Source organism: Blautia sp. TF10-30, from assembly GCF_003481245.1.
Classification (GTDB): domain Bacteria; phylum Bacillota; class Clostridia; order Lachnospirales; family Lachnospiraceae; genus Fusicatenibacter; species Fusicatenibacter saccharivorans.
Genome location: NZ_QUKM01000004.1, coordinates 177,262 through 201,297, shown reverse-complemented (window position 1 = coordinate 201,297; position 24,036 = coordinate 177,262). Strand labels below are relative to the sequence as shown.

Here is a 24,036-nt window from a genome sequence, read left to right as displayed (position 1 = left end):
CGTGCGCTCTGTTTTGTTTTGCGCACTTACGTTACCACTTTAACACATTGAAGAGAGTTTTTCAAGCTCTGCTTTTTTGTTGCTGCTCCGCATCAGCGTTTCGCCGATCAGAACGGCATCGGTTTTATTCTGATACAGTCTTCCGACATCCTCCGGCGTTTTGATGCCGCTCTCGGATACGAAAACAATGTTTTCCGGGACAAGCTCCCGCAGCCGCTCACTGTTGTGGATATCGACCGTGAAATCTTTTAAGTTGCGGTTGTTGACACCGATGATCCTTGCTCCGGCGCGCATGGCCTGTGCAACCTCCGCCTCATCGTGGGTTTCCACAAGAGCGGAAAGGCCGAGGGAATGCGCTGTTTCCAGATATTCTTTTAAGGTTTCCTCCGGCAGCAGCGCACAGATCAGAAGGACAGCGGTGGCTCCGAGCACCTTTGCCTCGTAGATCATATAGGGATCCACGGTAAAATCTTTCCGCAGAACCGGGATGGATACGGTTTCTGCAATTTTTTTTAAGTAACGCTTGTCGCCTTTGAAGTATTCCGGCTCAGTCAGGCAGGAAATGGCGGAGGCACCGGCCGCTTCATATTCCTTTGCGATCTCCAGATAGGGGAAATCTTCTGCGATGATGCCCTTCGACGGGGAGGCTTTTTTTACCTCGCAGATAAAGGACATGCCCGGCTTTTTCAGCGTCTGTTCAAACGGGAATCCGGTGTCCGGGTTCATCGCCGTTGCTTTTTCTTTCATTTCTGCAAGAGAACACTTCTCTTTTTCTGCAGCGACACGTTTTCTTGTGGCTTCTGCAATCGTTTCCAGTATCATATGTTTATTCCTCTTCTGCCAATTTGTTGGTGAGTGACACAAACTCTTCGAGTTTTTTCTGTGCTTTTCCGCTGTCGATCAGCTCCTCTGCCAGTTTTACAGCATCCTGCATCGGGATTTCTTTTGCTGCATGAAGGGCTGCGGCGGCATTCAGGACAACAGCGTCTCTTGCCGGGCCTTTCTTTCCTGCAAGAATTTCTTTCGTAATTTCAGCATTCTCCTGCGGAGTTCCGCCGACCAGCTCTTCTTTGGTGCAGCGGGTCATGCCGAACTCTTCCGGTGTGATGACGTATTCCTCAAACGTTCCGTCCTTGATCTCGCAGACGCTTGTCGGTGCGCTTAAGGAAATTTCATCGAGGCAGTCCTGGCCGTAGACAACCATGCCGCGTTTGACACCAAGATTGAAGAGAACTTCTGCCATCGGGCGGACAAGGGCTTCCTCGTAGACACCCATCACCTGCATCGTGGCTGCTGCCGGGTTGGTCAGCGGTCCGAGGATGTTGAAAATGGTCCGGATGCCGAGCATCTTGCGGACCGGTGCCACGTATTTCATGGACATGTGGTATTTCTGTGCGAACAGGAAACAGATTCCAAGTTTTTCCAGAACTTCTTTGTTTTTCTCCGGCTCCAGGTCGATTTTGACGCCGAGCGCTTCGAGACAGTCGGCTGCGCCGGATTTGCTCGATGCGGCGCGGTTTCCGTGTTTTGCAACTGCGACGCCGCCTGCAGAGATCACAAGGGATGCTGTTGTGGAAATGTTGAAGGAATTGGATTTATCTCCGCCGGTTCCGACGATTTCCAGAACATCCTTGTCATGTTCCATGTGAACACCGTGCTTTCTCATGCCGTTGGCACATGCGGTGATCTCTTCGATTGTCTCGCCTTTCATCGTCATGGCAGTTAAAAATGCGCTGATCTGGGTCGGATCGGCTTTTCCTCCCATGATTTCATCCATGGCGCCCTCTGCCATCTCGTAGGTTAAGTTCTCTTTATTTACCAGTTTTACAATCGCTTCCCGAATCATATTCTGTTTCTCTCTTTCTTTGCTGTCCTGTGATCTATCTTGTAATTTTTAAGAAGTTTTCTACCATCTGTCTGCCCTGCGGGGTCAGAATGGATTCCGGATGAAACTGGACTCCGTAGATCTTTTTCTCACTGTCCTCGACTGCCATGACCTCGCCGTCTGCAGTTCTTGCCGTTACCTTTAAGGTTTCCGGCAGTGTCGCTTCATCAGCTGCGAGGGAATGGTATCTTGCAACCGGAACGGTTTCCGGCAGCCCCTGGAATAATTCCGAGATAAGATCCAGCGTTGTCTCGGACTGTTTGCCGTGCATCAGCTGTTTCGCATAGGTGACGGTCGCGCCGTACGCGGCACAGATTGCCTGATGGCCGAGGCAGACACCGAGGATCGGGATCTCGCCGCCTAATTTTTCTACAATCTCCATGCATCGGCCTGCCTGCTCCGGACGGCCCGGTCCGGGAGATAAAATGATGGATGCCGGTGCCAGTGCGCGGATTTCGTTGATCGTCATCTCGTCGTTCCGGATGACCTTCATGTCCGGATTGATCGAACCGGCGAGCTGATACAGGTTATAGGAAAAACTGTCATAATTATCTACCAGCAGTATCATAAGTTGCTTCCTCCTTCTGCCTCTGCAAGTGCGACCATCACGGCCTTTGCTTTATTGATGCATTCCTGATGCTCTTTTTCCGGTACGCTGTCGGCTACAATGCCGGCGCCGGAGCGGACGAACACTTTTCCGTTTTTCTTAAACGCAAGCCGGATCGCGATGCAGGTGTCCATATTTCCGGTGAAATCCAGATAGCCGATCGCACCGCCGTAAATGCCGCGCTTGTTGTTTTCCAGCTCGTTGATGATCTGGCAGGCACGGAGCTTTGGTGCACCGGAGAGGGTTCCGGCCGGGAGAACGGAATCGATGGCATCTACTGCGGTCTTGTCTTTCCGAAGCTGTCCTTTTACAGTGGAACCGATGTGCATGACGTGGGAGTAACGCTCGATTGACATGTATTTTTCTACTTCCACAGTTCCGAAATCACAGATCTTTCCGAGATCGTTTCTTCCCAGATCAACCAGCATGTTGTGCTCGGCACGCTCTTTTTCATCGGCGAAGAGTTCTTTTTCCAGCCGCTGATCTTCTTCATAGCTCTTTCCTCTCGGCCGCGTTCCGGCAAGCGGGAAGGTCCGGACCTCTCCGTCCTCGACTTTTACGAGAGTTTCCGGGGATGCACCGGCGATCTCGACATCATCACTCGAGAAGTAGAACATGTACGGCGACGGGTTCGTCGTTCGGAGGACGCGGTACGTATCGAGGAGGCTTCCCTCAAAATCAGCTTCGAGCCGGTTGGAGAGAACGAGCTGGAAGAGGTCTCCCTCGTGGATATAATGTTTGACCTGCTCGACTTTCTCACAGTACGCTTTCTCATCGAAGAGCGGGCGGAACTCGGATTTCAGGTGGCCGGCTTTCGTCTCGGCCGGTTTTCCAAAGCGGATCAGCTCTTCCATTTTTTCGAGTTCCTGTACGGCTTTTACGTAATTTTCTTCGAGATTTTCGGTTTCGATATTAATCATCAGTACGATTTTCTGACGGTAATTATCATAGGCGATGACCTTATCGAACAGCATCAGGTCGACATCTTTGAAATGTTCCTGATCTTCTGCGTCCAGCTTTAAGGTCGGCTCGCTGTACTTGATGTAATCGTAAGAGAAGTATCCGACGAGGCCGCCGGTGAAGGTCGGCAGTGTCGCGATCTTCGGACTTTTATTTTTCTCAATCAGGGTTTTGATGACGGCTCCCGGATGGGCTGTCTTTGCGGTCAGCCGGATCTGTCCGGTCGGAAGCTGTTCTTTGCAGCTTTCTGGAATATCTTCTACTTTTTTCATCTCTGCCGCATCGGCGGTGATTGTCAGGTTTCCGTTGACACAGGTGAGTTCCAGAGACGGATCGTAGCCGAGGAAGGTGTATCTTCCCCACTGTTTTTTATCCTCCACGCTTTCGAGCATGTAGCAGTGGCTGCTGACGCCCTGCAGGACTTTCAGTGTTTCTACTGGTGTACGGATATCCGAATAAATTTCTCTGCTTACCGGGATTTTCCGAAAAGCTCCCGATGCGGCTGCTTTTGAAATTTCTTCTAACGTCATCTGTTTCATCTTGTTATCTCCTCTCCTTGTGTCTGCAAAGGCTGTCATCAACACTGGTCCTCAGAACCAATTTCTGATATACAAAAAACCGCCCCCGGCAAAGAATCACTTTGTTCTTTGCCAAGGGCGGGTATATTTTTATACTCGTGGTGCCACCTTGTTTTGCGATTGCTCACACGCTCTGCAGAATACGATCATATTCCTGGCAACTAACGTATGCCTGCACGTTACAGAATACTCAGACGGTTTCCCGCTTTTCCCTGTACCCTCCGTGGTCCATTTGCTGATCCGCTTTCTGTCCGGCTTCCACCTTCCCGGGCTCTCTGTGAGTGCGCTTCCAACGTTATCTCCACTTCATCGGTTTCAAAGTATTTATTTTTTCTTATGGGCCGTATTATAGTCCCATTCTTTTTTGCTGTCAAGTAATTTTTTTGCTCTTTTTGTTCAAAGTCCGGTATTTTTATGATATTCCCGTGTCCACGCCGCAAGAGCTTCGTCCAGATCGCGCGGGAGCTCGACCTGCATTGCCTCGGTGATCTGGCGGTCCATCTCCCGTTTCGTCTCGGCATCCACTTTCCGTTCGGTGCACATCTGCTCATAGGCATCCTGTCCTTTGCTCATGTAGACCGCAAACAGCCAGCTCTTTAACGATGCTTTCGTGTGCAGCTCTTCATTTGCTTTCTGAAAGCACGTAAGTGCTTCATTCATCTGGAACAGACTTGCGTAGGCACAGCCCATGTTGTTGTAAATACTTCCGGTGAACTGGCTTCCCATGTTGGTTTCGTTTTCCTCGGTATCTTTCAGCGTTTCCTGGTAAACCTGGATCGCATTGATATATTTTTCGTGGTCGACAAGGTAATCTCCCTTGATTTTTTTCCGCACAATCTCCGGCTGCTCCTCGAACCGTTTCAGGCGCTCATTCATCTCACGGAACTGATCGTGGGAAAGATAATTGATCTCCTTGAAGATCGGCAGGATAAACTCACCGATGTTCTTTTTCTCCTCCAGAAGGACGTAGAGACGCTGGTACAGTCTTCTTAAGTGGAGTTCTTCTTTCATCCACACCAGCAGCTGCTCGTTAATGATGGTCTCGTCCAGCAGATAGATGTTGTGGTACAGGTAATAGCACAGTTCCTCGATGGAATAAATATTTGTGCTGATGTTGGAAATATAATACGGATTTTTCGCCCGTTTGACCTGACATAAAATATAACCGCTCATCGTTTACACCTCCCCCATCGTCTCGTGCCAGGTTTTGTGGCTTGCCGGGAACATATCGCCAAAACCCAAATCCTCTGCGGTGATCTGACACGTAACCGGAGAATCATACTCCAGACGCAGACGGATCCGTGTTGTCTTCGGCGGCCGTTTGGGCAGCCCGTCCAGCTTCATGGTATAGCGGTTTCGTTTTCCGCTTTCCATGGAGCTTACAACAAATTCCAGCTCCTCCGTTCCGTCGAGGATCAGCTCACATTCTTTTTCTGCTTCATACCAGTTCACACCGGCTGCAATCAGCGCATAGTATGCCGGAGAACCATTGATCGTCATCTCCATGCCGATGTTGTAGCGCACGAGGTCATTTCCGAGGAAGAGATAGCCCTTTAAGCGGCGCTCCTCCACTTTTTCGCGCGCGGAAAAGCAGGCGCCCTGTGCAAACAGGTTCGTTCCGCCAAAGATTCTTCTCTGGTTTTTCTTTAACTGACGCAGAGAGTTGTCGGCCCAGGCAAGGTCGAACTCCTCGCTCACCAGAAATACGCTGGAATAAATTTCATTCCCCATCGCTTCTCCCATCAGATGGCAGAAATCGCGGTCGCGCTCCATCGGCTCGATCGAAAGTGCGGCTTTTGGCCCCCGTTTTACGGTCACAGTTGCCGGCTTCGTTTTACGGCTGATGGAAAGTTCAGAAAACGATGCTTCCTCATCTTTCAGGAAAAACAGACCGACTTTACGGCTCCAGAGCTCCGGCTTCTGGTTCAGCACATGGCAGTAAAAGCTCTCGTCATGCTCCTGCAGGTAGGCTCTGCCGCGCGGCAGTCCGATTATCTTGTATGCTTCACGCACATTTTCCACAAATGGACGGGTCAGATGGCCCGTGGTGATCATCATCGCCTGGATCTGCTGGTCCGGACGCTCGATGCCGATCATCTTCAGTGCTTCGCGAAGGAACGTGCCAAGGACTTCTCCCGGCGTGTAATCCCGGTTTTCGATCTGGCAGATGCGGGATCCCATGCAGATCTCGTACAGATTGTCCAGCCAGATGCCGTTTTCCGCGTGAGCAGATTTTTCTGCATCCGGTCCTGTTTTCCACGTTTCCTCATTCCGTTTTTTGGCAATGGCGGTCGGAAATTCCACCGCCTCTTCTCCTTCTTTTACCGGGATGGAGACAGCCGTATGGGTTCCCCTGTCATAGCAGCAGAACTGGGAATATTTCTCTCCAAAATCAAATCCTAAAATCAAATTTTTCTGTTCCATGTCGTATCCTCCTGCTGCTTCTTTTCCTCCACAAGTGCAAAACAGTTCCGAACCAGAGCCTCCTGCTGCAAATACTTTTGGAATGCTTCTTCTGCTTTTTCCGAATCTCCTGCCGCGCGCGCTGCTTTCATCTGATTCAGAAGCTGGTACCGCGTCTTTCCTACTTTTGGTTCGCCGGTCATGGAGACGGTTTTCACCTCTGTTTTTCCCTCACCCTGACGGTTCGTAAAGGTCAGGTAATACTCCATTTTCTCGCCGTAGAACAGCAGAAACTCTTTCACAAAAATGCCCTGATACATATTGCGCATCGGTTCGCTCTTCCATGTTTCTTCGGCGTTTGTCCGGTAATGAATCGTCACCTTTGCCTCCGCTCTCTGGCGCTCCTCGATGAACATGCGGTCGCCGATCTGGAAGCCTTCGGTCAGGTGCTCCGGCAGATCCTTGTAGAAGGCAAAGCGGAGTCCCTGTTTCGTAAACGCCAGAAGCAGGGTATGCGCCTCTTTTTCTTCCTCCTCAGAAAGCTGCGGCTTCGTGGAAAGATGTTTCAGCATCGCAAGACGGCAGATCTCGTCCAGCTCCCAGCCCTGCTTCCAAGCGCGGTCCAAGTAGTCAAACATCTGATCCGAAAGCGGTTTTCCGTCCATAAAATAGCCGATCGCAAGATACGTCAGGTATGCCAGAATGACTTGCTCTTTTCCGCTCTGGCGGATGTAGCTCTCCAGCATTTCCTGCTCCCACTTCGGGTGGCTGCGCACAAAGACGGACCATGTCAGAATGCGCTCCTCCAGCTTGTCGCTTTCCATCTGGAAGCCGCGGATTTTATCCCATAAACTGCACATATCCTCAATAGAACCGGTGAAATAATCTCTCAGATAGCACAATACAATTTCATCGTAAATGCCCTGTTTTACCACGTAGGATGCCAGATAGAGAAGCTCCTCGTCCTCTGTAAACTCTTTTTCCAGAATCATCGCATGCGCCAGACGGAAGAGACACGACACCGGAATCTTCTCGTAGCCGTAACGATCTGTCAGGGCAAAGGCGCGGCTGTAACGGCCATAGCGCACCAGAAGCTCAATCGTAGAAATACGGTCCACCTTTGCATAAGCGCTATCCTCCAGCTCTGCAACAGCTGCCTCGGTCTCGCGCTCATCCGGATGGGCAAGATAATATTCCAGCAATTTCTGACGCACTGTTTTCCGGTAAGCACTGGAAAATGCGCTCGTGCGCGCTGCCTGCTGATACCAGGCAAGATTTTCTGCGGTAAGCTGCATCTCCTCTTCCTGCTCCCCGCACAGGTGTAGCAGCAGACCCGGATTTTCAATGGCAAAACCGCCGCAGGCACGGGCAAGCTCTTTATCCATAAACAATGGCTCTACGCGGCAGGTTTCTGTCACCGCATATCTTCTGCGCTGCTCATCTTCGAGAAGAATCCGCGCTTTTTTGCCGTACAGACGGATATAAGCACCCCGTTCCGTCATCGGATAGGATGTTTCGCCCGCCATCGCCGGATGGCAGACGATCACACGCGTAATTTTCGGATTTTCACACGTTACATGATGGGTAAACAGCACATTTGCGATCGCTTTTGCGCTGTCGGGATCTTCCGGTTTTTTCAGAAAAGTCCGGTACAGTGCGGCGTATTCGCGGTTCATGCGGCCTTTCTGGATCTGTCTTGCCGTGAAAACCTCCATCGCCGGGCGGTAGCTCTGGAATGTATGGCGGTCTTTTTCGCGGTTTTTGATCACGTTGGCGTAAATCAGCGCTTTCTTCTGGCCTGCCAGTGTGTTGCTGTAGGAGAAATACATCCGGATGACCTGCGGAAGGACCTCGTCGAACGACGCATCCATCGTTTCGATATAGTACTCGTACAGGCGCGTGATGCGGATGTTCCGCTCCACGGCTTTTGCATACCACGGGAAATATTCCTTCCGCACCGGGCGGCCCTTCATCACCAGTTTGCAGATGGCTTCGAGCACTTCATCGGATGGAAAACGCTCATAGCCCGCAGTCAGAATCTGATAGACATTCTCATCGAACGTTTTCATCGTCTCTGTAAGATAAGCGGCCCGTTTTAACAGTTCCCCGCTTAAAATGCCTTCTTTCTGCGCAAATTTCAGCACCTGAACGGTGAACGGCGAAATCCGGCGGAGCTGTCCCTCCTGGCGGAGATAGAGCTGTGCCGCATCCAGATACAGAAGCGGGCTCTTGCACCCGCACTCATAGCAAAGTTCCATCGCGTAGAGCTGACGGGTCAGCGACTGCTGCCAGGAATCGTCGGCATCAATGGCAAGCTTTAACAGAAAATAGCTTGCACTCTCCTGCCGCATCAGTGTTCCAAGGCGTGATACCAGCTCGGTATGGCCCACTTCCATTTTCAGCTTCCATGCCAGATACAGGTACGCTCCTTTTTTCTCCGCGGTGTCCAGCAGTTCCTGATGCTCTTTTACGTAAGAAAGCGTTTCTCTTGCTTTTCCGGTTTCCTCATGGCTCTCGTACAGCCATGCTTTTCCCAGCGTCACCCACGCCATGTCTCCGCCGGCTTTTTCGAACTGCTCGATGGCCTCCCAGGTGTCCTGATACCAGGTACGGTAGTCGCGTTTATGGACTGCCAGATCGAGATAGCCGCGCGCGATGGCAGTTATCTGACGGTCGCGCTCCGTATTTTTCCTGCTGGTCACATGTTTTTCGCTGTTTGTCACTTCCAGTTCAAAGCGAAGCTCCTGTTTTCCCTGACGCACCGTAATTCTGCCGTAATGGCGGCCGTTTCCGATTTTCTCCTGATGGATAATGTATTCCACACCGTAGACGCTTCCGATGAAATCTTCTGAAGTGACGACTTTCTTTTCCACTTCCAGAAAGTCTCCCTGCACCTCGATTTCCATGCGGACGTAGCCCCAGGTATTTTTATACAGATACAGTGTTTCCTTGCGCGGCTGGTCCACGGTAAGCACAGTTTTCTCCGGCTGTTCCGCCGAAAGCATCACCGGCTCTTTCTGACCGAGGGCAACCAGAAATTCCTCCAGGTGCTGAAATGTCACCGGCTTGTGGGACAGTCCCTGATAAAGTGCCATCTGCTCCGGTGCCTCTTTCTGAAGAAGACGTGCAAACTCTTTTTTTACAAAGAAGCGGTACGCTGCGCCGAAATCATGGCTTGCCAGATGCACAAAATCTGCCAGGGAATGAATCTCCTGTCCGGAAATGTTCATTGTCTTTCCTGCAATCGAGACGTGTACCCGCACGCAGCGTTCCTCCAGATTGCTGCTGACGGTGATGTTTCCACAGATTTCATCGCCTGCTTTTAATCCGCTGGTATCCACGCCGTACTCAATCGTACTCGCCGTTCCCTGGAACTGATTTTTCGCCAGAACGATTCTCTGATGATCTGTGGTCACAATTCCTTTTACTCTTCTCCCGTCTTCCGCTCCGATATTCAGCTCTCCGCGGAAATTCTGCCCCTCGTCCAGCGTCAGGGCCACCTCCGTCTCGGACAGCAGCAGATGGGGAACCTCATATTCAAATCTGCCGTTCAGCAGTTGTTCCAATCTTCTTCTCAATGTTTTTCACCTTATTTTATCTAAATCGTTTTCGTTCTTTTCCACAACGTCTGATTATACCCCAAGACGCACGGGATTGCAACGGAAAGGGGACGCTCCTTTTAATAGTCGAACAGCGAAAACTGGTTGCTTTCGGGCAGATCTCCGAAGACACCGAGGTCCGCCATAAAGTCGATAATCGTCTTGCTGACCTTGGTGCGGTCGCGGAAATCATCTTTCGAGAGGAATTTTCCGTTTCGTGCCGCAAGGACAACGGCGTCGGCCGCCTTGTCGCCCAGACCCTCGATCGAGTCGAGCGCCGGCATCAGATGTTTGTCATCGTAGACCTGGAAGCGGTGCGCCTGTGCCTTATAGAGGTCCACCGGCACGAAATCGAAGCCGCGGGCGTACATTTCCTGGACAATCTTCATATCCTTGACGGTTGCCTGCTCCTTCTGAGTCAGCGTGTCTTTCCGTTTTTCGTAATCTTTCATATAATATTCCAGCCGGTCGCGTCCCATGCACATGAGCTCGTAGGAAAATGCGGACGCACGAATGGAGAAGTACGCCGCATAGTACGCCAGCGGATAGAAAATTTTATAGTAAGCGATGCGGTACGCCATCATGACGTACGCCGCCGCGTGGGCTTTCGGGAACATGTACTTGATCTTTTTACATGACCAGATGTACCAGTCCGGCACGTCATGTGCCTTCATCTCCTCTTCCCACTCCGGTTTTAAGCCCTTTCCTTTTCGCACACTCTCCATGATCGTAAAGGAAAGCTCACTTTCGAGTCCCTTGTCGATCAGGTAGATCATGATATCGTCCCGGGTACAGATGGCGGTGGAAATCGTCGCCTTGCCCTCCTCGATCAATGTCTGCGCATTGCCGAGCCATACGTCGGTTCCGTGCGACAGACCGGAGATACGGATCAGGTCAGAGAACGACTGCGGCTTCGTGTCCAGAAGCATCTGGATAACGAAATCGGTACCGAACTCCGGCACGCCAAGACATCCAAGCGGGCAGCCGCCGATGTCCTCCGGCTTGATGCCGAGCGCCTCGGTGCTCTTGAACAGCGACATGACCTCCGGGTTATCGAGCGGAATCGTCTGCGCATCAAGGTGCGTGATATCCTCGAGCATACGGATCATGGTCGGATCATCGTGTCCGAGAATGTCGAGCTTTAAGAGGTTGGCATCAATGGAGTGGTAATCGAAATGGGTCGTAATGATGTCGGTTGTCATATCGTTCGCCGGATGCTGCACCGGGGTGAAGGAGTTGATATCCTCACCGAACGGCAGAACGATGATACCGCCCGGGTGCTGGCCGGTGGTACGGCGGATGCCGGTGCATCCTTCCACGATCCGGTCGATCTCGCAGTTCCGTTTGTGCTGGCCGCGCTCTTCGTAATAGTTCTTCACGTAACCGAACGCTGTTTTATCCGCCAGCGTACCGATGGTTCCCGCACGGAACGTCTGACCGGCGCCGAAAATAACCTCTGTGTATTTGTGCGCCTTACTCTGGTAATCACCGGAGAAGTTCAGGTCGATATCCGGCTCTTTATTTCCCTTGAATCCAAGGAACGTCTCGAACGGGATATCAAATCCCGCTTTTTTCAGCGGCTTGCCGCAGTTCGGGCAGACGGCGTCCGGCATATCGCATCCGGCGCGGCCGACATACTCTTTGACGCGCGGCGAATCGAACTCGCTGTAATGACACGACTCGCAGTAGTAATGCGGGCTCAACGGGTTTACCTCCGTGATTCCCGCCATCGTCGCAACGAACGAGGAACCGACGGAACCACGCGATCCTACGAGGTAGCCGTCCTCGTTCGACTTCCACACTAGTTTCTGTGCGATGATGTACATAACGGCATATCCGTTGGAAATAATGGAGTTCAGCTCCCGTTCGAGGCGCGCGGAAACGATCTCCGGCAGCTCCTCGCCGTAGATTTCATGCGCGCGGTCGTAACAGATTCTCCGCAGTGTCTTGTCGGAATCCTCGATGACCGGCGGAAATTTTCCGGCACGGATCGGGGAGATTTTCTCGACAAGGTCGGAGATTTTGCGCGGATTGGTGATGACGACCTCCTCCGCTTTCTCACTTCCGAGATACGAAAACTCTTCAAGCATCTCCTCGGTAGTGCGCAGGAACAGCGGTGCCTGCTCATCCGCGTCGTCAAAACCTTTTCCGGTCATGATGATGCGGCGGTAGATCTCGTCCTGCGGATCCATGAAGTGGACGTCGCACGTTGCCACAACAGGCTTATGGAACTGCTCGCCGAGTTTAACAATGCGCCTGTTGATCTCCTTTAAATCCTCCTCGCTCTCTACGGCAGAAACGTCCTCTTTTTTGATCATGAACGCGTTGTTGCCGATCGGCTGGATTTCCAGATAATCGTAGAAGTCCACGAGACGCGCAATCGCCGCATCCGGTTCACCGCGCAGGATTGCCTGGTAGAGTTCGCCCGCCTCGCAGGCAGATCCGATCATCAGACCGTCCTGATATTTCAGGTAGACGCTCTTTGGCAGCTTCGGCCGGCGGTTGTAGTATTTCAGGTGGGATTCCGACACGAGGCGGTACAGATTGACACGTCCCGTCTCGTTCTTTGCCAGAATGATCGCATGGTACGATGGAAGCTTGCGCACAGCCTCCTCCGATACTTTTCCCTGCGCATTCAGGTCATCCAGAGTCAGAATATTGCGCTCCTCCAGCATTTTTACGAATTTCACGAAAATTTCCGCCGTACAGCCGGCATCGTCCACCGCACGGTGATGGTTTTCCAACGATACGCCGACCGCCTTCGCAACGGTATCCAGCTTGAAACGGTTCAGGCCCGGCAGCAGGAAACGCGCCATGGCGACGGTGTCCGCCGTTGTAAATTCCCGCTCGATCCCCTGCAGGACGCAGTTGTGCTCGATAAAGCTCATATCGAACGAAGCATTGTGGGCAACCATAACGGCTCCCTCACTGAACTCCAGGAATTTCGGCAGCACCGTTTCGATGTCCGGCGCGTCAAGAACCATGTTGTCGTTGATGCCGGTCAGGTTCTCAATCCGGAACGGGATCGGGACTTTCGGGTTGACGAAGGTGGAAAACTTATCGACAATCGCTCCGTTTTCCACACGGACGGCACCGATCTCAATGATTTTGTTGACAACCGGGGAAAATCCCGTCGTCTCGATATCGAAAACAACGTAGCTTCCGTGGATGTCCTGTCCTTTGCTGTTGACAACGATATCTTTCAAGTCGTCGACGAGATAAGCCTCCATGCCGTAGATGACCTTGAACGGAGCCGAAACTTTTTTCAGCTCATCTTTTGTCGCATCCGGGTGCTCTGCCTGGTATTTTTTCCGGTAAGCGCCGTCGATCGCCTCGATCGCATGGTTTGCCTCCGGGAAGGACTGCACCACGCCGTGATCGGTGATCGCGATCGCCGGATGGCCCCACTCGTAGGCACGCTGTACCAGACGGGCAGCATCGGTGACACCGTCCATATCGCTCATCTTTGTATGGCAGTGCAGCTCCACACGCTTCACCGGACTCGTATCCTGACGGCCGGTACGGAAATCGGTGATCTTTTTGATGCCCCAGACAGACATAACCGTCAGATCGTGGTCGAACGCATCGACGGTCGTTTTTCCTTTTACTTTAATGAATGCGCCTTTTTTGATCGCATCCTTTAATTCCGGCACTTCCGCGTTCTGGACGAAAATCTTGACGCCGATGGTATCCGTAAAGTCGGTGATCGTGAACATGAAAATCGTACGCTCATTCCGGATCTCGCGCATATCCACACTCTGGACTCTTCCTCGGATGACAACATCACCGATCTCATCGCCGATTTTCAGAATCTCCACGCTCTCATCCTCGAAATCTCTTCCGTACAGCACATCCGGATTGGAGGATTTGCGCGGCTGATTGTCCGCATTCCGGCTGAAACTGCCCTTGCCTTTCTTGAAGGAACCGCGTCCGCCGCCGGAAAAACCTTTTCCCCTTCCGCCGTCTGCTGCTTTTTCTTTTTTCGCCTCGCCGCCCTTGGCTGCTGCGGCTGCTTTTGGCTGTTCGCCTGCTGCTTCCGCCTGCTCTTCCATCCGGTTCTGCTCTTTTTCGCCGAGCATCTCACCGTAATGGGTATGCGCCAGAACGTGGCGCACTTCCTCCCGGATGCGGAGCTCGGAATTTCTCATGGCGCGGCTCTCGCCCTCCGGCTTTCTCATCTCGGTTTCCACGATCAGGTCGAAGCCGCACCGCTCACAGAAGATTTTCTCGAGAATGTGGACCAGCTCCTCCTCGCGCTCCTTTGCCACAACGGAATCCACGAGCACCAGGTGCATTTTGTTCGTCTCCGGGAAGGTAATCTCGGCAGTCGAAAACAGATGATTCAGAAAGACACTGTGGTTTTTCAGCTCGAGCAGGATACTCGGACGGTACACCTCCAGAAAGTTTTCCGGCGTATACTGGCGCGACAGATAGAACCGCTCAATAATCTTCACGCGCAGCGGCACGTTGGAAAAGAGCTGCTCCTCGATCTGGCGCTCCAGCTGATAAATATATTTTTTGTGAATCCACTGATGGCTGACCACATAGATCCGCAGCAGATCTTTTTTCTTATTGATCGATACCCGCGAAACCTCCACGGTATCGAGAAGCTCTGCCATGCCCCCTTCGATTCTCAAATCCGGAAATACTTCCTGAAACTGTTTTTCCATTCCTATTCCTGCTTTCTTTTTTACTTGCCCCAGTGATCCAGCTCGTCCTTTAAGACGGACAGCAGCTCGCTCTCCGGTACTTTTTTCACGATTTCACCTTTTTTAATTAAAATGCCGACGCCTTTTCCGCCTGCAACACCAAGATCCGCCTCTTTTGCCTCGCCCGGTCCGTTGACCACGCAGCCCATGACGGCAACCTTGATATCAAGATCGTAGCCCTGCACCAGTGTTTCCACCTGGTTTGCCAGTCCGATCAGGTCAATCTGGGTCCGTCCGCAGGTCGGACACGATACGACCTCAATGCCGCCTTTTCGAAGTCCCAGGGTCTTTAAGATCCGTTTTGCGGATTTGATTTCCTCGAGCGGATCGCCGGTCAGGGAAACACGGATCGTATCTCCGATGCCCTGATATAAAATAATACCGAGCCCCACTGCCGATTTGATGTTGCCGGAATACAGCGTTCCTGCCTCCGTAATGCCGACATGAAGCGGATGATCCGTCTGGTTCGTGATCAGCTCATGCGCTTTTGCACACATCATCACATCAGACGATTTGATACTGATGACGAGATTGTCATAGCCCATCTCCTCAATGATCCGCACTTTGTCGAGCGCGCTCTCCACCAGGCCCTCTGCCGTTACGCCGTTGTATTTTTCCACCAGCTCTTTTTCGAGTGAACCGCTGTTGACGCCGACGCGGATCGGAATCTGGCGTTCTTTTGCTGCATCTACAACCGCCTGGATCCGGTCGCGGCTGCCGATGTTGCCCGGGTTGATGCGGATTTTATCGGCTCCGTTTTCGATCGCGGCGATCGCCAATCGATAGTCAAAATGAATATCTGCTACAAGCGGAATCGAGATCTGCTTTTTGATCTCGGACAGCGCCCTGGCTGTCTCCATGGTCGGGACGGCGCATCGGATAATGTCACATCCGGCTTCCGTGAGCGCCTGGATCTGCTTTACGGTTGCCTCCACATCTTCTGTTTTGGTATTCGTCATGGACTGGATCAGAATCGGATTTCCGCCTCCGATGACCCGGTCGCCGATTTTCACAACTCGTGTATTTGCTCTGCTCATTGTCTTTCCTCCATTTATTTTCTCCGTGATGGCATAAAAATCTTATTTTATTATAAGACAATTTTTTCTCTGGCACAACCGTCTTTTCTCTTGCAATTTTTTCCCAAATTTTCTATAATGCTAGGAGTGATTTTTTTTGATTCAACTGGAAAGGAAGACATACAAACGATGAAAAAGATGATCCTCGTAACCTCGCCGCCGGCGTGCGGAAAGACATACATTTCAAAACAGCTCGCCAAGGAGCTGAAACACGTTGTTTATCTCGACAAGGACACAGTCATTCCGCTGTCGAACCGCGTTTTCAAAGCGGGCGGACAGGAAATCAACCGCAGTTCTGATTTCTTCGAGGAGAATATCCGCGATTATGAATATGAAGTAACGGTCAATTTCGGACTGGAAGCACTCGAGTATGACGATATTGTGCTGATCAACGCACCATTCACACGCGAAGTGCATGATGAGAAGTTCCTGAAAAACTTCTCCAAAAAGCTCGCTGACCATGGGGCAAAGCTTGTTGTGATCTGGGTTGTCACAAAACCGGAGATCTGCCACCAGCGCATGATCGACCGCAACTCCGTGCGCGATACGTGGAAGCTGGAGCACTGGGATGAATATGTGAAAACGATCGACTACTCCATCCCGGAAGCACTGAAGAAAATGAGCAGCTGCCTCGATCTGATGCTGTTCTACAATTCTTCGGATGAAGAATATCAGAAATCCATGGAGATGGTTATCTCCCGTCTCGAAGACGAATAACGACTAAACGAAAAAAGAGAATTTTGCCGGACCTCATTTTTACAGTCTGCAAAATTCTCTTTTTATTTATAGAAACTATTTTCACATCCGATACAAAAGATAATCCGCCGCTGCCGCCCACAGCACCCAGGAAACGCAGAAAACTGCGAACACACTCTTATATCCGAGTACGGCAAAGTGGACGCGCCATTTTTCCTTCTGCGTGAATTTCTCCGGGTTTTTGCCTTTTACCATCAGCATTCCGGCGATCACGAACATGCCGAGGGCCGCGATCAGCAGCAAGCCGTCTTTCGCCGCCTCAAGGGCAGCGCGGAACGTGAATCCCCCAAAGAGGAATCCTCCCAGCAGCAGCACAGCTGCCGCAGCGCCGCCGGAGAGCAGGCCGATTGTAAATGCTCTGCCGAGATCACAGCAGATGTTCTTTATCTTTTCCATGTTTTACAATTCCTTATTTTCTTCTAACGCATCACAGAAATGACATGCCACAAAGTGATTGTTGCCCACGTCTTTTAATTCCGGCATCTGCTGTCGGCAGATGTCTTTTGCGTACTTGCATCTTCCCTGGAATTTGCAGCCCGGCTTCGTGTTGATCGGGCTCGGCACCTCGCCTTCGAGGCGGATTTTTTTGCGGTCGCGCTCTGCCTCTACTTTCGGGTCCGGAATCGGAATCGCGGAGAGCAGTGCCTGTGTGTACGGGTGGCGCGGGTTGGCGTACAGCTCCTCGGATGTCGTCAGCTCGACGAGCGTTCCCAGATACAGAACCGCCACACGGTCGGAAATATGTTTGACCATCGACAGATCATGCGCAACGAAAAGATAGGTCAGACCCATCTTCTTCTGTAAGTCCACAAGCAGGTTGACGATCTGCGCCTGAATCGAAACGTCGAGTGCGGAGATCGGCTCATCGAGAACGATGAACTCCGGCTGCACGGCAAGCGCACGCGCGATACCGATTCGCTGGCGCTGTCCGCCGGAAAACTCGTGCACGAAACGGTTCGCATGCTCGCGGTTCAGTCCGACCAGCTCCAGATATTTGTAGATCATCTCCTGGCGCTCTTTCTTATTCTTTGCCAGATGGTGAATGTCGATGCCCTCACCGATGATGTCGGCAACGGTCATACGTGGGTCGAGCGATCCATACGGATCCTGAAAGACCATCTGTACCTGTTTTTTGAAGGCAAACCGCTCTTTTCCGTTTAACGCATGGACATCGGTTCCCTTGTAGAGCACCTGTCCGTCGGTCTTGTCATACAGGCCGATGCAGGTACGGCCGCACGTTGTCTTTCCACATCCGGACTCGCCAACCATTCCAAGTGTCTCACCCTTGTAAATTTCGAAGGAGACATCATCCACGGCCTTTAAGGTCGCATGGTTTCCGACCTGAAAATATTTTTTCAGATGGGAAACGGAAAAAAGCACTTCTTTTTCGTTATTTTCCATTACAATTCTCCTCCTTCCAGATTTGGCATTTCTACTTTTGGTGCCATCGGGTGATGGAGCCAGCAGGCAGCTTTATGCTCGCCGCCGAATTCCGTTGCCTCCGGCATCTCTTCCTTACAGATCGGCATACAATAGCTGCACCGCGTGCAGAACGGACATCCGACCGGCGGGTTTAAAAGATCCGGCGGAGTTCCCGGAATTGTCGCGAGTTCCTGCTTGTTTTTCAAATCCAGACGCGGTACGGAACGGATCAACGCCCAGGTATACGGGTGACGCGGACGATAGAAAATATCCTCACACGTTCCGCTTTCCACGATAATACCGGAATACATGACAGCAATCTTCTGTGCGATATTCGCCACAACACCAAGATCATGTGTGATCATGATAACGGACGTCTGGTTTTTCTTCTGCAGATTCTTGATAATATCGAGAATCTGTCCCTGAATTGTCACATCGAGTGCGGTCGTCGGCTCGTCACAGATCAGAATTTTCGGATCACAGGCAAATGCAATCGCGATCATAACACGCTGACGCATACCGCCGGAAAATTCGTGCGGATACTGTCTGACACGTTTTTCCGGCTCCGGGATGCCGACCATGCGCAGCATCTCGACAGCCTCCTTTGCCGCTTCCTGTTTTGTCATGTTTTTATGGCCCATCAGATTTTCCATAATCTGTTTTCCGACACGCATCGTCGGATTTAAGGAAGCCAGCGCATCCTGGAAAATGATTGCACACTCGCCGCCTTTGTAATGCTGCCACTGTTTTTTGTTGTATTTCAGAATATTCTCTCCATGATAGAGAATTTCACTGTTCTCTTTCATCTCACCCTGCGGGGCCTTGATGAGGCCCATGATGGATTTCGCCGTTACAGATTTTCCGCAGCCGGATTCGCCCACAATTGCGAGCGCCTGACCTTTCTCGAGAGAAAACTGTACACCGCGGACTGCCTTTACTTCACCGGCATAGGTGTGATAAGAGACTCTTAAGTTTTTTACTTCCAGAATCGGATTGTTTTGTTCGTTCATATCGTTATCTCCCACTTATTACTGGCGAAGTCTCGGATCCAGGGCATCGCGCAGGCCGTCTCCCAGAAGGTTGAATGCCATAACGATGATACAGAGCACGAGACATGGGAACAGAAGCTGTGACGGATAGAAATCCATGTTCTGCTGTCCCATCGAAATCAGGACACCAAGGCTGATCGACGGTGCCTTGAGGCCGATGCCGAGGAAGCTAAGACCTGCCTCCGTAAAAATAAACATCGGGATTGCCGTCGCCGTATCCAGAATCAGGATACCCAGCATATTCGGTACATAGTGTTTTAAGATGATGCGGAGCGGTTTTGCACCGAGCACCTCCGCCGCGTAAACGTATTCCGTCTCACGGAGCTGTTTGATCATACCGCGCACCTGACGTGCCGTGTTACACCATGCGGTGACACTAAGCGCGACCAGAAGTGCAAACAGGTTATTTCCAAGAATCATCATGATCAGAATCGTAAGAAGCAGAGACGGAATCGAGTTGATAACCTCGATGATCCGCATCAGAACCTCATCGACCCAGCCGCCGAAATGTGCCATCAGCGCGCCATATACCGTTCCGATGATGAGTTTGATTGCCGTTGCAACGATCGCGATGATCAGTGATGCCCGCGCGCCGACCCAGACTCTTGAGAAGAGGTCACGTCCCAGGTTGTCGGTTCCAAACCAGTATTTTGACGATACGCCCTGGTTTTTCTCGGCGATATTCATGGATACATAATCATATCCTTTGATATGCGGTCCGATGATGACCATGACAAGCAGAATGCCGAGCACAACAAGAGATCCCATTGCGATCGGATTTTTGCGGAGCCGTCTCCAGGCGTCCTGCCAGTAGGAAATGGTCGGGCGGTCAATCCGGTTCGCATCTTCCTCGGTGTATCCTATTACTTTAAATTTTTCCGGTGTTAATGCTGCCATAATATCCTCCTTATCTGCTCTTTCCTGTCAGACTGATTCTCGGGTCAACGACCACGTACAGCAGGTCCGTGATAAAGAGAACACCGATGTAAAGTGCTGCGATAATAACCGTCTCTCCCATGATAATGGAAAGATCCTGGTTATTGACCGCCGTCACATAATACTGTCCGATTCCCGGGATGGAAAAGATGCTCTCGATGAAGAAGGAGCCTGTGATACACATGGCAACCGACATCGGAAGCTGTGTGATAACCGGGATAAACGAGTTCCGAAGGATATGGCGGCGGATAATCTGTCCGCGGCTTAAGCCCTTCGATTCAGCAGTCAGCACGTAATCCTGATTGATCACATCGAGCATCGAGGTTTTCAGCAGACGCGCATACGTTGCAATATAAGAAAAGCATCCTGTCAGGGTCGGAAGAATCGTGTATTCCCATCCTCCGAACCACAGATCCTTTCCCGCAGGCCAGCCGATCGTCGGCAGAACCTTCAGGTTACCTGCGAAAATTTTCTGAAGCATCAGACCAAAGATCAGGTTCGGAATGGAAATCAAGAGGACCGACAGGGCGATCACCATATAGTCCCAGAAGCTTCCCCTCCTCATTGCCGCAAGAATTCCAAGCAGCAGACCGATCGTGATACCGACCAGCACCTGCTGGATACCAAGGCGGGCGGATACCGGAAGACGGTCATGAATCAGCTTCTGTACCGTCTGTCCCGCATAGACAACAGATTCCCCGAACTCTCCCTTGCAGATTCCCTTCATTGTGATCACATAGCGCTCCATCATCGGCTTGTCGAGGCCGTAGCGCTTATAGAGGTTTTCCTTTACGGTCGGCGAGAGCTTGCTCGCACGCTCCGTCAGCGGATCTCCCGGAACCGCTTCCAGAAGGAAAAACGTGGCCGTTGCAATCAGAAACAGTGTGATCAGCATTTCTGCAAAACGGCGCAGTAAATATTTTGGCATAAAAATCCTCTCCCTGTCCGGTCTTTTCCGACCGGAATTTTTATTATGATAGCGAAAGAAGAGCCTATTGTTTCATAAGCCCTTCTTCCCTCATTTCTTCTGTTTTGCTGCTTTTTTATTTCTGTACAGATGCTCTGTAAAGCTCCTGGCTTGCGCCGAAGGAGGATGTGTAGAAATCTTTTACCCAGTTCTGATAATAGTAATGTTTATCAGAGTAGTACAGCGGTGCAACACCACAATCCTGTGCAACCAGCAGATCTTCCAGCTTCTGGTAAATCTCAAGGCGTTTTGCGTTGTCGTTCTCTCCGGTCAGAGAATCGATCAGGCTGTCGTACTCGCTGTTGCTATAGAGGCCGTAGGAATCATAAACGCCTGTCTTCATGACGTTCAGGAAATCCAGCGGATCGTTGTAATCGCTGAACCATCCGCCTACAAAGATATCGTAGTTCTTGTTATCGCGCTCGTTTGCAAACATCTGGTAATCGCCAACGGTGTTCAGCTCTACCTTTACGCCCAGATTCTGGGAAATGGACTGCTGCAGGTACTCTCTCTCGAGCTGATTCTCGGTAGCAGAACCCTGGGACAGCAGTGTAATGGTGATGTCTTCCGGTTTGTCGGTGATACCAAGCTCATCAAGGCCTTTCTGGAACAGTGCTTTTAACTTGTCTGCATCTCCTGCATACTGCTCATATTCCTCTTTCATGGTCTCCGACGCCTGCTTGCGGTAGGAAGTTCCGTCGAGCGTGATCGCCGGGGAAACGAAGCCGTAAGCTGCGGTGTATCTTCCGTAAACAGCTGATACCATCTCCTCACGGTTGATGGAGTAGGAAATTGCCTTGCGGATGTTTACGTTTTTCATCAGACCGGATTTTCCGCCCTCAGACTGCTCGTAGCACAGAACCATAGTTCCCGGGTACTCGGTGGTCATGGTCTGCATATTGCCTGCTTCTACTTCTTTGTCATATTTTGCAATGTAATCGCCTGCTGCATCGAAAACGTCCAGCTGTCCGTTATCGAACATGGTTGCTGCTGTTGCGTTCTCTGCTACACAGTACCAGTTTACCTGATTCAGTTTTACGTTGTCCTTATCCCAGTACTGGTCATTCTTCACCCATGTCATGGAGTTATCTTCTACCAGGTTTGTCATGGCAAACGGTCCGTTGTAGACACATTTTGTCCAGTCTTTTCCCCACTGGTCTCCGGCTGCCTCTGCGACATCCTGACGGGTCGGGTAAAGCGGAGTTGCTACCAGCTTGGACTGGAAGGTCGGATCCGCTACCTTTAAGGTAACCTCGAAGGTGTAATCGTCAACTGCTTTGATTCCGATCTCATCGGCAGAACCCTGTCCGTTATAATACTCCTCTGCTCCTACTACGTTGAACAGGAAGAAAGAATAGGAATATCCGTATTCCGGATTTAACAGACGTTTCCAGCCGTACTCATAATCTGCTGCGGTAACCGGCTGTCCGTCGGACCATTTTGCATCCTTTCTCAGATGGAAGGTATAAACCAGTCCGTCATCGGATACGTCCATGGATTCTGCACCGGCATACTCGAAACGGTCTCCGTTTTCATCTGCCACGTCACGCATCAGTCCTTCATAGCACTCCGCCATCATCCAGCGCCATCCCATATCCTGCACATCGAAATTGTTTCCAAAGGATACCGCGCGAAGATTGATCTGTCCGTCCACTTCACCTGCAGTCTCCGGTGCTGCTGAATCCGCTGCTCCAGTACTGGTTGATGCCGCTGTAGCATTGTCAGCAGTTGCTACCTGTGCCTCTCCGCTGCTTCCGCATCCGGCCAGAAGACCGGCTGCCATGCATCCTGCCAAAAGCAGAGAAACGACTTTGTTTCTTTTTCTCATTGGTGTTCCTCCTTTGTTTTCCGCAGACCCTCCCCGGCTGATCCGGCTATGTCTGCACACGGGCCATTGTTTTTCATATAATTATCCTGAATTTTTTCTCTTATTCGGACAATAGCACGAAATAATACCTTGTTTTTTCAATCTTTTCACGTGATTTTAGCCCAACTTTTATCAGAATATCGAAAAATATCTTTTTTGTCAATCTTTTTTCCTACACATTTTGTATTTTTTAAGTGCGCAACAATTCGGTATCAAAAGGAAAAGAAGGAGGCTGCCGTCGCACACAGCATTCTCCTTCTTCTTTTTCTTTGCTTTTTCTCTTTTATTCCGCTTTTGCATCCATCTGCCGCAGGCTGTGGATCAGCTCCTCACAGATCTCCAGCTCGCTCTTTCCGTCCGTCTCGATGATAATGTCGGCTGCGGCCTCATATTTCTCACGGCGCTTGCTCATCAGATCTGCGATAAACGGAACGGTTTTGTTGTTCTCGATCAGCGGTCTGTCGTGGCTGTCTTTGACACGGTCTAAAATCGTCTCCGGCTTTGCAGTCAGAAGAACAACGCGGCCGTTCTTTTTCATCTCCGCAACGTTGCACTCACGCATCGGAGTTCCGCCGCCGCACGAAATGACAACGTTTGTTCTCGACTGCATTTCAATCAGAAGATTCGTCTCGCAGTCACGGAAATACTGTTCGCCGTAAGTCTCAAAAATATCGGAGATGCTCATACCGGCACGCTCTGCGATGATCTGATCCATCTCGATGATATCCATGGCAAACACGGTTTTGAGATAATCGGAAATGGTGCTCTTTCCGGCTCCCATGAAGCCAATCAGTACAATATTATAATTGAACAGCTTTCTTGCCTGAATCTTTTTACTGTTTCTTGTGATGCTCTCGAAAACATCCGCCACTTCGTTTTTATGGCGTTTTTCCTGCATCCGGCGTTCCAGCCATTCCTTCTGTTTTGCTTCCTGCTCCGGCTGGAGAATCGGCACGTTATTTGCTTCTTTATATACCATAATGTCCTCGACAATACGGTTTCTCATCAGCAGCGCATCCAGAATAATCTCATCGCACTGTCCGAGGCTCTCTCGTAATACTTCCAACTGATTCATGTTTTTATCCTTTCCAGACTTGTGTGTACTTGTTCGCACAGCCCTCTTCCGGTATTTTTGTCGTATTTTTTGACATTTTCTGTTATTATAGCAGTTGTCCTCCGGAATCACAACAAAAATTTGCACAAAGGTGCGAAAAGCCCATGG

The 24,036-nt window shown here is 51.0% G+C and carries 17 protein-coding genes; 1 reads left to right on the top strand and 16 read right to left on the bottom strand.

The features are described 5' to 3' along the window. Nucleotides 1-39: 39 nt before the first annotated feature. The 9 genes from trpC to ispG form a co-directional block, all read right to left on the bottom strand. On the bottom strand, nucleotides 40-822 hold the full coding sequence (gene trpC / locus DXD02_RS06175; RefSeq protein WP_118666563.1) for an indole-3-glycerol phosphate synthase TrpC: 783 nt from the start codon (nucleotides 820-822) through the stop codon (nucleotides 40-42). 4 nt (nucleotides 823-826) lie between these two features. Next, nucleotides 827-1,846 carry an anthranilate phosphoribosyltransferase gene (gene trpD, locus DXD02_RS06170; RefSeq protein ID WP_118666562.1) on the bottom strand — a complete coding sequence of 340 codons (1,020 nt, stop codon included), beginning with the start codon at nucleotides 1,844-1,846 and terminating at the stop codon, nucleotides 827-829. A gap of 34 nt (nucleotides 1,847-1,880) precedes the next feature. Further along, nucleotides 1,881-2,453: an anthranilate synthase component II gene (locus tag DXD02_RS06165; RefSeq protein WP_118666561.1), complete on the bottom strand. Its 573-nt coding sequence runs from the start codon at nucleotides 2,451-2,453 to the stop codon at nucleotides 1,881-1,883. After that, nucleotides 2,450-3,991 carry an anthranilate synthase component I gene (gene trpE, locus DXD02_RS06160; RefSeq protein WP_118666560.1) on the bottom strand — a complete coding sequence of 514 codons (1,542 nt, stop codon included), beginning with the start codon at nucleotides 3,989-3,991 and terminating at the stop codon, nucleotides 2,450-2,452. The genes DXD02_RS06165 and trpE overlap by 4 nt, the downstream gene beginning before the upstream one ends. Nucleotides 3,992-4,426: 435 nt before the next feature. Further along, nucleotides 4,427-5,203, bottom strand: a complete 777-nt coding sequence (locus tag DXD02_RS06155; RefSeq protein ID WP_022462659.1) for a hypothetical protein — start codon at nucleotides 5,201-5,203, stop codon at nucleotides 4,427-4,429. 3 nt (nucleotides 5,204-5,206) lie between these two features. Beyond that, the gene (locus DXD02_RS06150) at nucleotides 5,207-6,454 is read right to left on the bottom strand and encodes a DUF5716 family protein (RefSeq protein WP_118666559.1); all 1,248 of its coding nucleotides are present in this window, start codon (nucleotides 6,452-6,454) and stop codon (nucleotides 5,207-5,209) included. Continuing rightward, nucleotides 6,436-10,011 carry a DUF5717 family protein gene (locus DXD02_RS06145; protein ID WP_147398318.1) on the bottom strand — a complete coding sequence of 1,192 codons (3,576 nt, stop codon included), beginning with the start codon at nucleotides 10,009-10,011 and terminating at the stop codon, nucleotides 6,436-6,438. Before DXD02_RS06145 ends, DXD02_RS06150 begins: the two co-directional genes overlap by 19 nt. A 101-nt stretch (nucleotides 10,012-10,112) precedes the next feature. Beyond that, nucleotides 10,113-14,702 (bottom strand): PolC-type DNA polymerase III, encoded by a 4,590-nt coding sequence (locus tag DXD02_RS06140; protein ID WP_022462662.1) that lies wholly within the window; start codon nucleotides 14,700-14,702, stop codon nucleotides 10,113-10,115. 20 nt (nucleotides 14,703-14,722) lie between these two features. Continuing rightward, nucleotides 14,723-15,778, bottom strand: coding sequence for a flavodoxin-dependent (E)-4-hydroxy-3-methylbut-2-enyl-diphosphate synthase (gene ispG / locus DXD02_RS06135; RefSeq protein WP_118666557.1), 1,056 nt, complete (start codon nucleotides 15,776-15,778; stop codon nucleotides 14,723-14,725). Nucleotides 15,779-15,946: 168 nt separating this feature from the next. Here ispG and DXD02_RS06130 point away from each other — a divergent pair, with 168 nt between their 5' ends. Beyond that, a complete protein-coding gene (locus DXD02_RS06130) occupies nucleotides 15,947-16,534 on the top strand; it encodes an AAA family ATPase (RefSeq protein ID WP_117802383.1) in 588 nt (195 codons plus the stop codon). A gap of 81 nt (nucleotides 16,535-16,615) precedes the next feature. Here the strand turns inward: DXD02_RS06130 and DXD02_RS06125 are convergent, their stop codons facing one another. The 7 genes from DXD02_RS06125 to DXD02_RS06095 form a co-directional block, all read right to left on the bottom strand. Next, the gene (locus DXD02_RS06125; protein ID WP_117802382.1) at nucleotides 16,616-16,969 is read right to left on the bottom strand and encodes a hypothetical protein; all 354 of its coding nucleotides are present in this window, start codon (nucleotides 16,967-16,969) and stop codon (nucleotides 16,616-16,618) included. A gap of 3 nt (nucleotides 16,970-16,972) precedes the next feature. After that, nucleotides 16,973-17,974, bottom strand: coding sequence for an ABC transporter ATP-binding protein (locus tag DXD02_RS06120; RefSeq protein WP_022462666.1), 1,002 nt, complete (start codon nucleotides 17,972-17,974; stop codon nucleotides 16,973-16,975). Beyond that, nucleotides 17,974-19,005 (bottom strand): ABC transporter ATP-binding protein, encoded by a 1,032-nt coding sequence (locus DXD02_RS06115; protein ID WP_118666556.1) that lies wholly within the window; start codon nucleotides 19,003-19,005, stop codon nucleotides 17,974-17,976. Before DXD02_RS06115 ends, DXD02_RS06120 begins: the two co-directional genes overlap by 1 nt. Nucleotides 19,006-19,023: 18 nt before the next feature. Further along, nucleotides 19,024-19,941: an ABC transporter permease gene (locus DXD02_RS06110; RefSeq protein ID WP_022462668.1), complete on the bottom strand. Its 918-nt coding sequence runs from the start codon at nucleotides 19,939-19,941 to the stop codon at nucleotides 19,024-19,026. A gap of 10 nt (nucleotides 19,942-19,951) precedes the next feature. Continuing rightward, on the bottom strand, nucleotides 19,952-20,908 hold the full coding sequence (locus tag DXD02_RS06105) for an ABC transporter permease (protein WP_022462669.1): 957 nt from the start codon (nucleotides 20,906-20,908) through the stop codon (nucleotides 19,952-19,954). A 115-nt stretch (nucleotides 20,909-21,023) separates the two neighbouring features. Continuing rightward, nucleotides 21,024-22,775, bottom strand: coding sequence for a peptide ABC transporter substrate-binding protein (locus tag DXD02_RS06100; RefSeq protein WP_117802379.1), 1,752 nt, complete (start codon nucleotides 22,773-22,775; stop codon nucleotides 21,024-21,026). A gap of 322 nt (nucleotides 22,776-23,097) precedes the next feature. Beyond that, nucleotides 23,098-23,889 carry a shikimate kinase gene (locus tag DXD02_RS06095; RefSeq protein ID WP_117761637.1) on the bottom strand — a complete coding sequence of 264 codons (792 nt, stop codon included), beginning with the start codon at nucleotides 23,887-23,889 and terminating at the stop codon, nucleotides 23,098-23,100. Nucleotides 23,890-24,036: the final 147 nt, after the last annotated feature.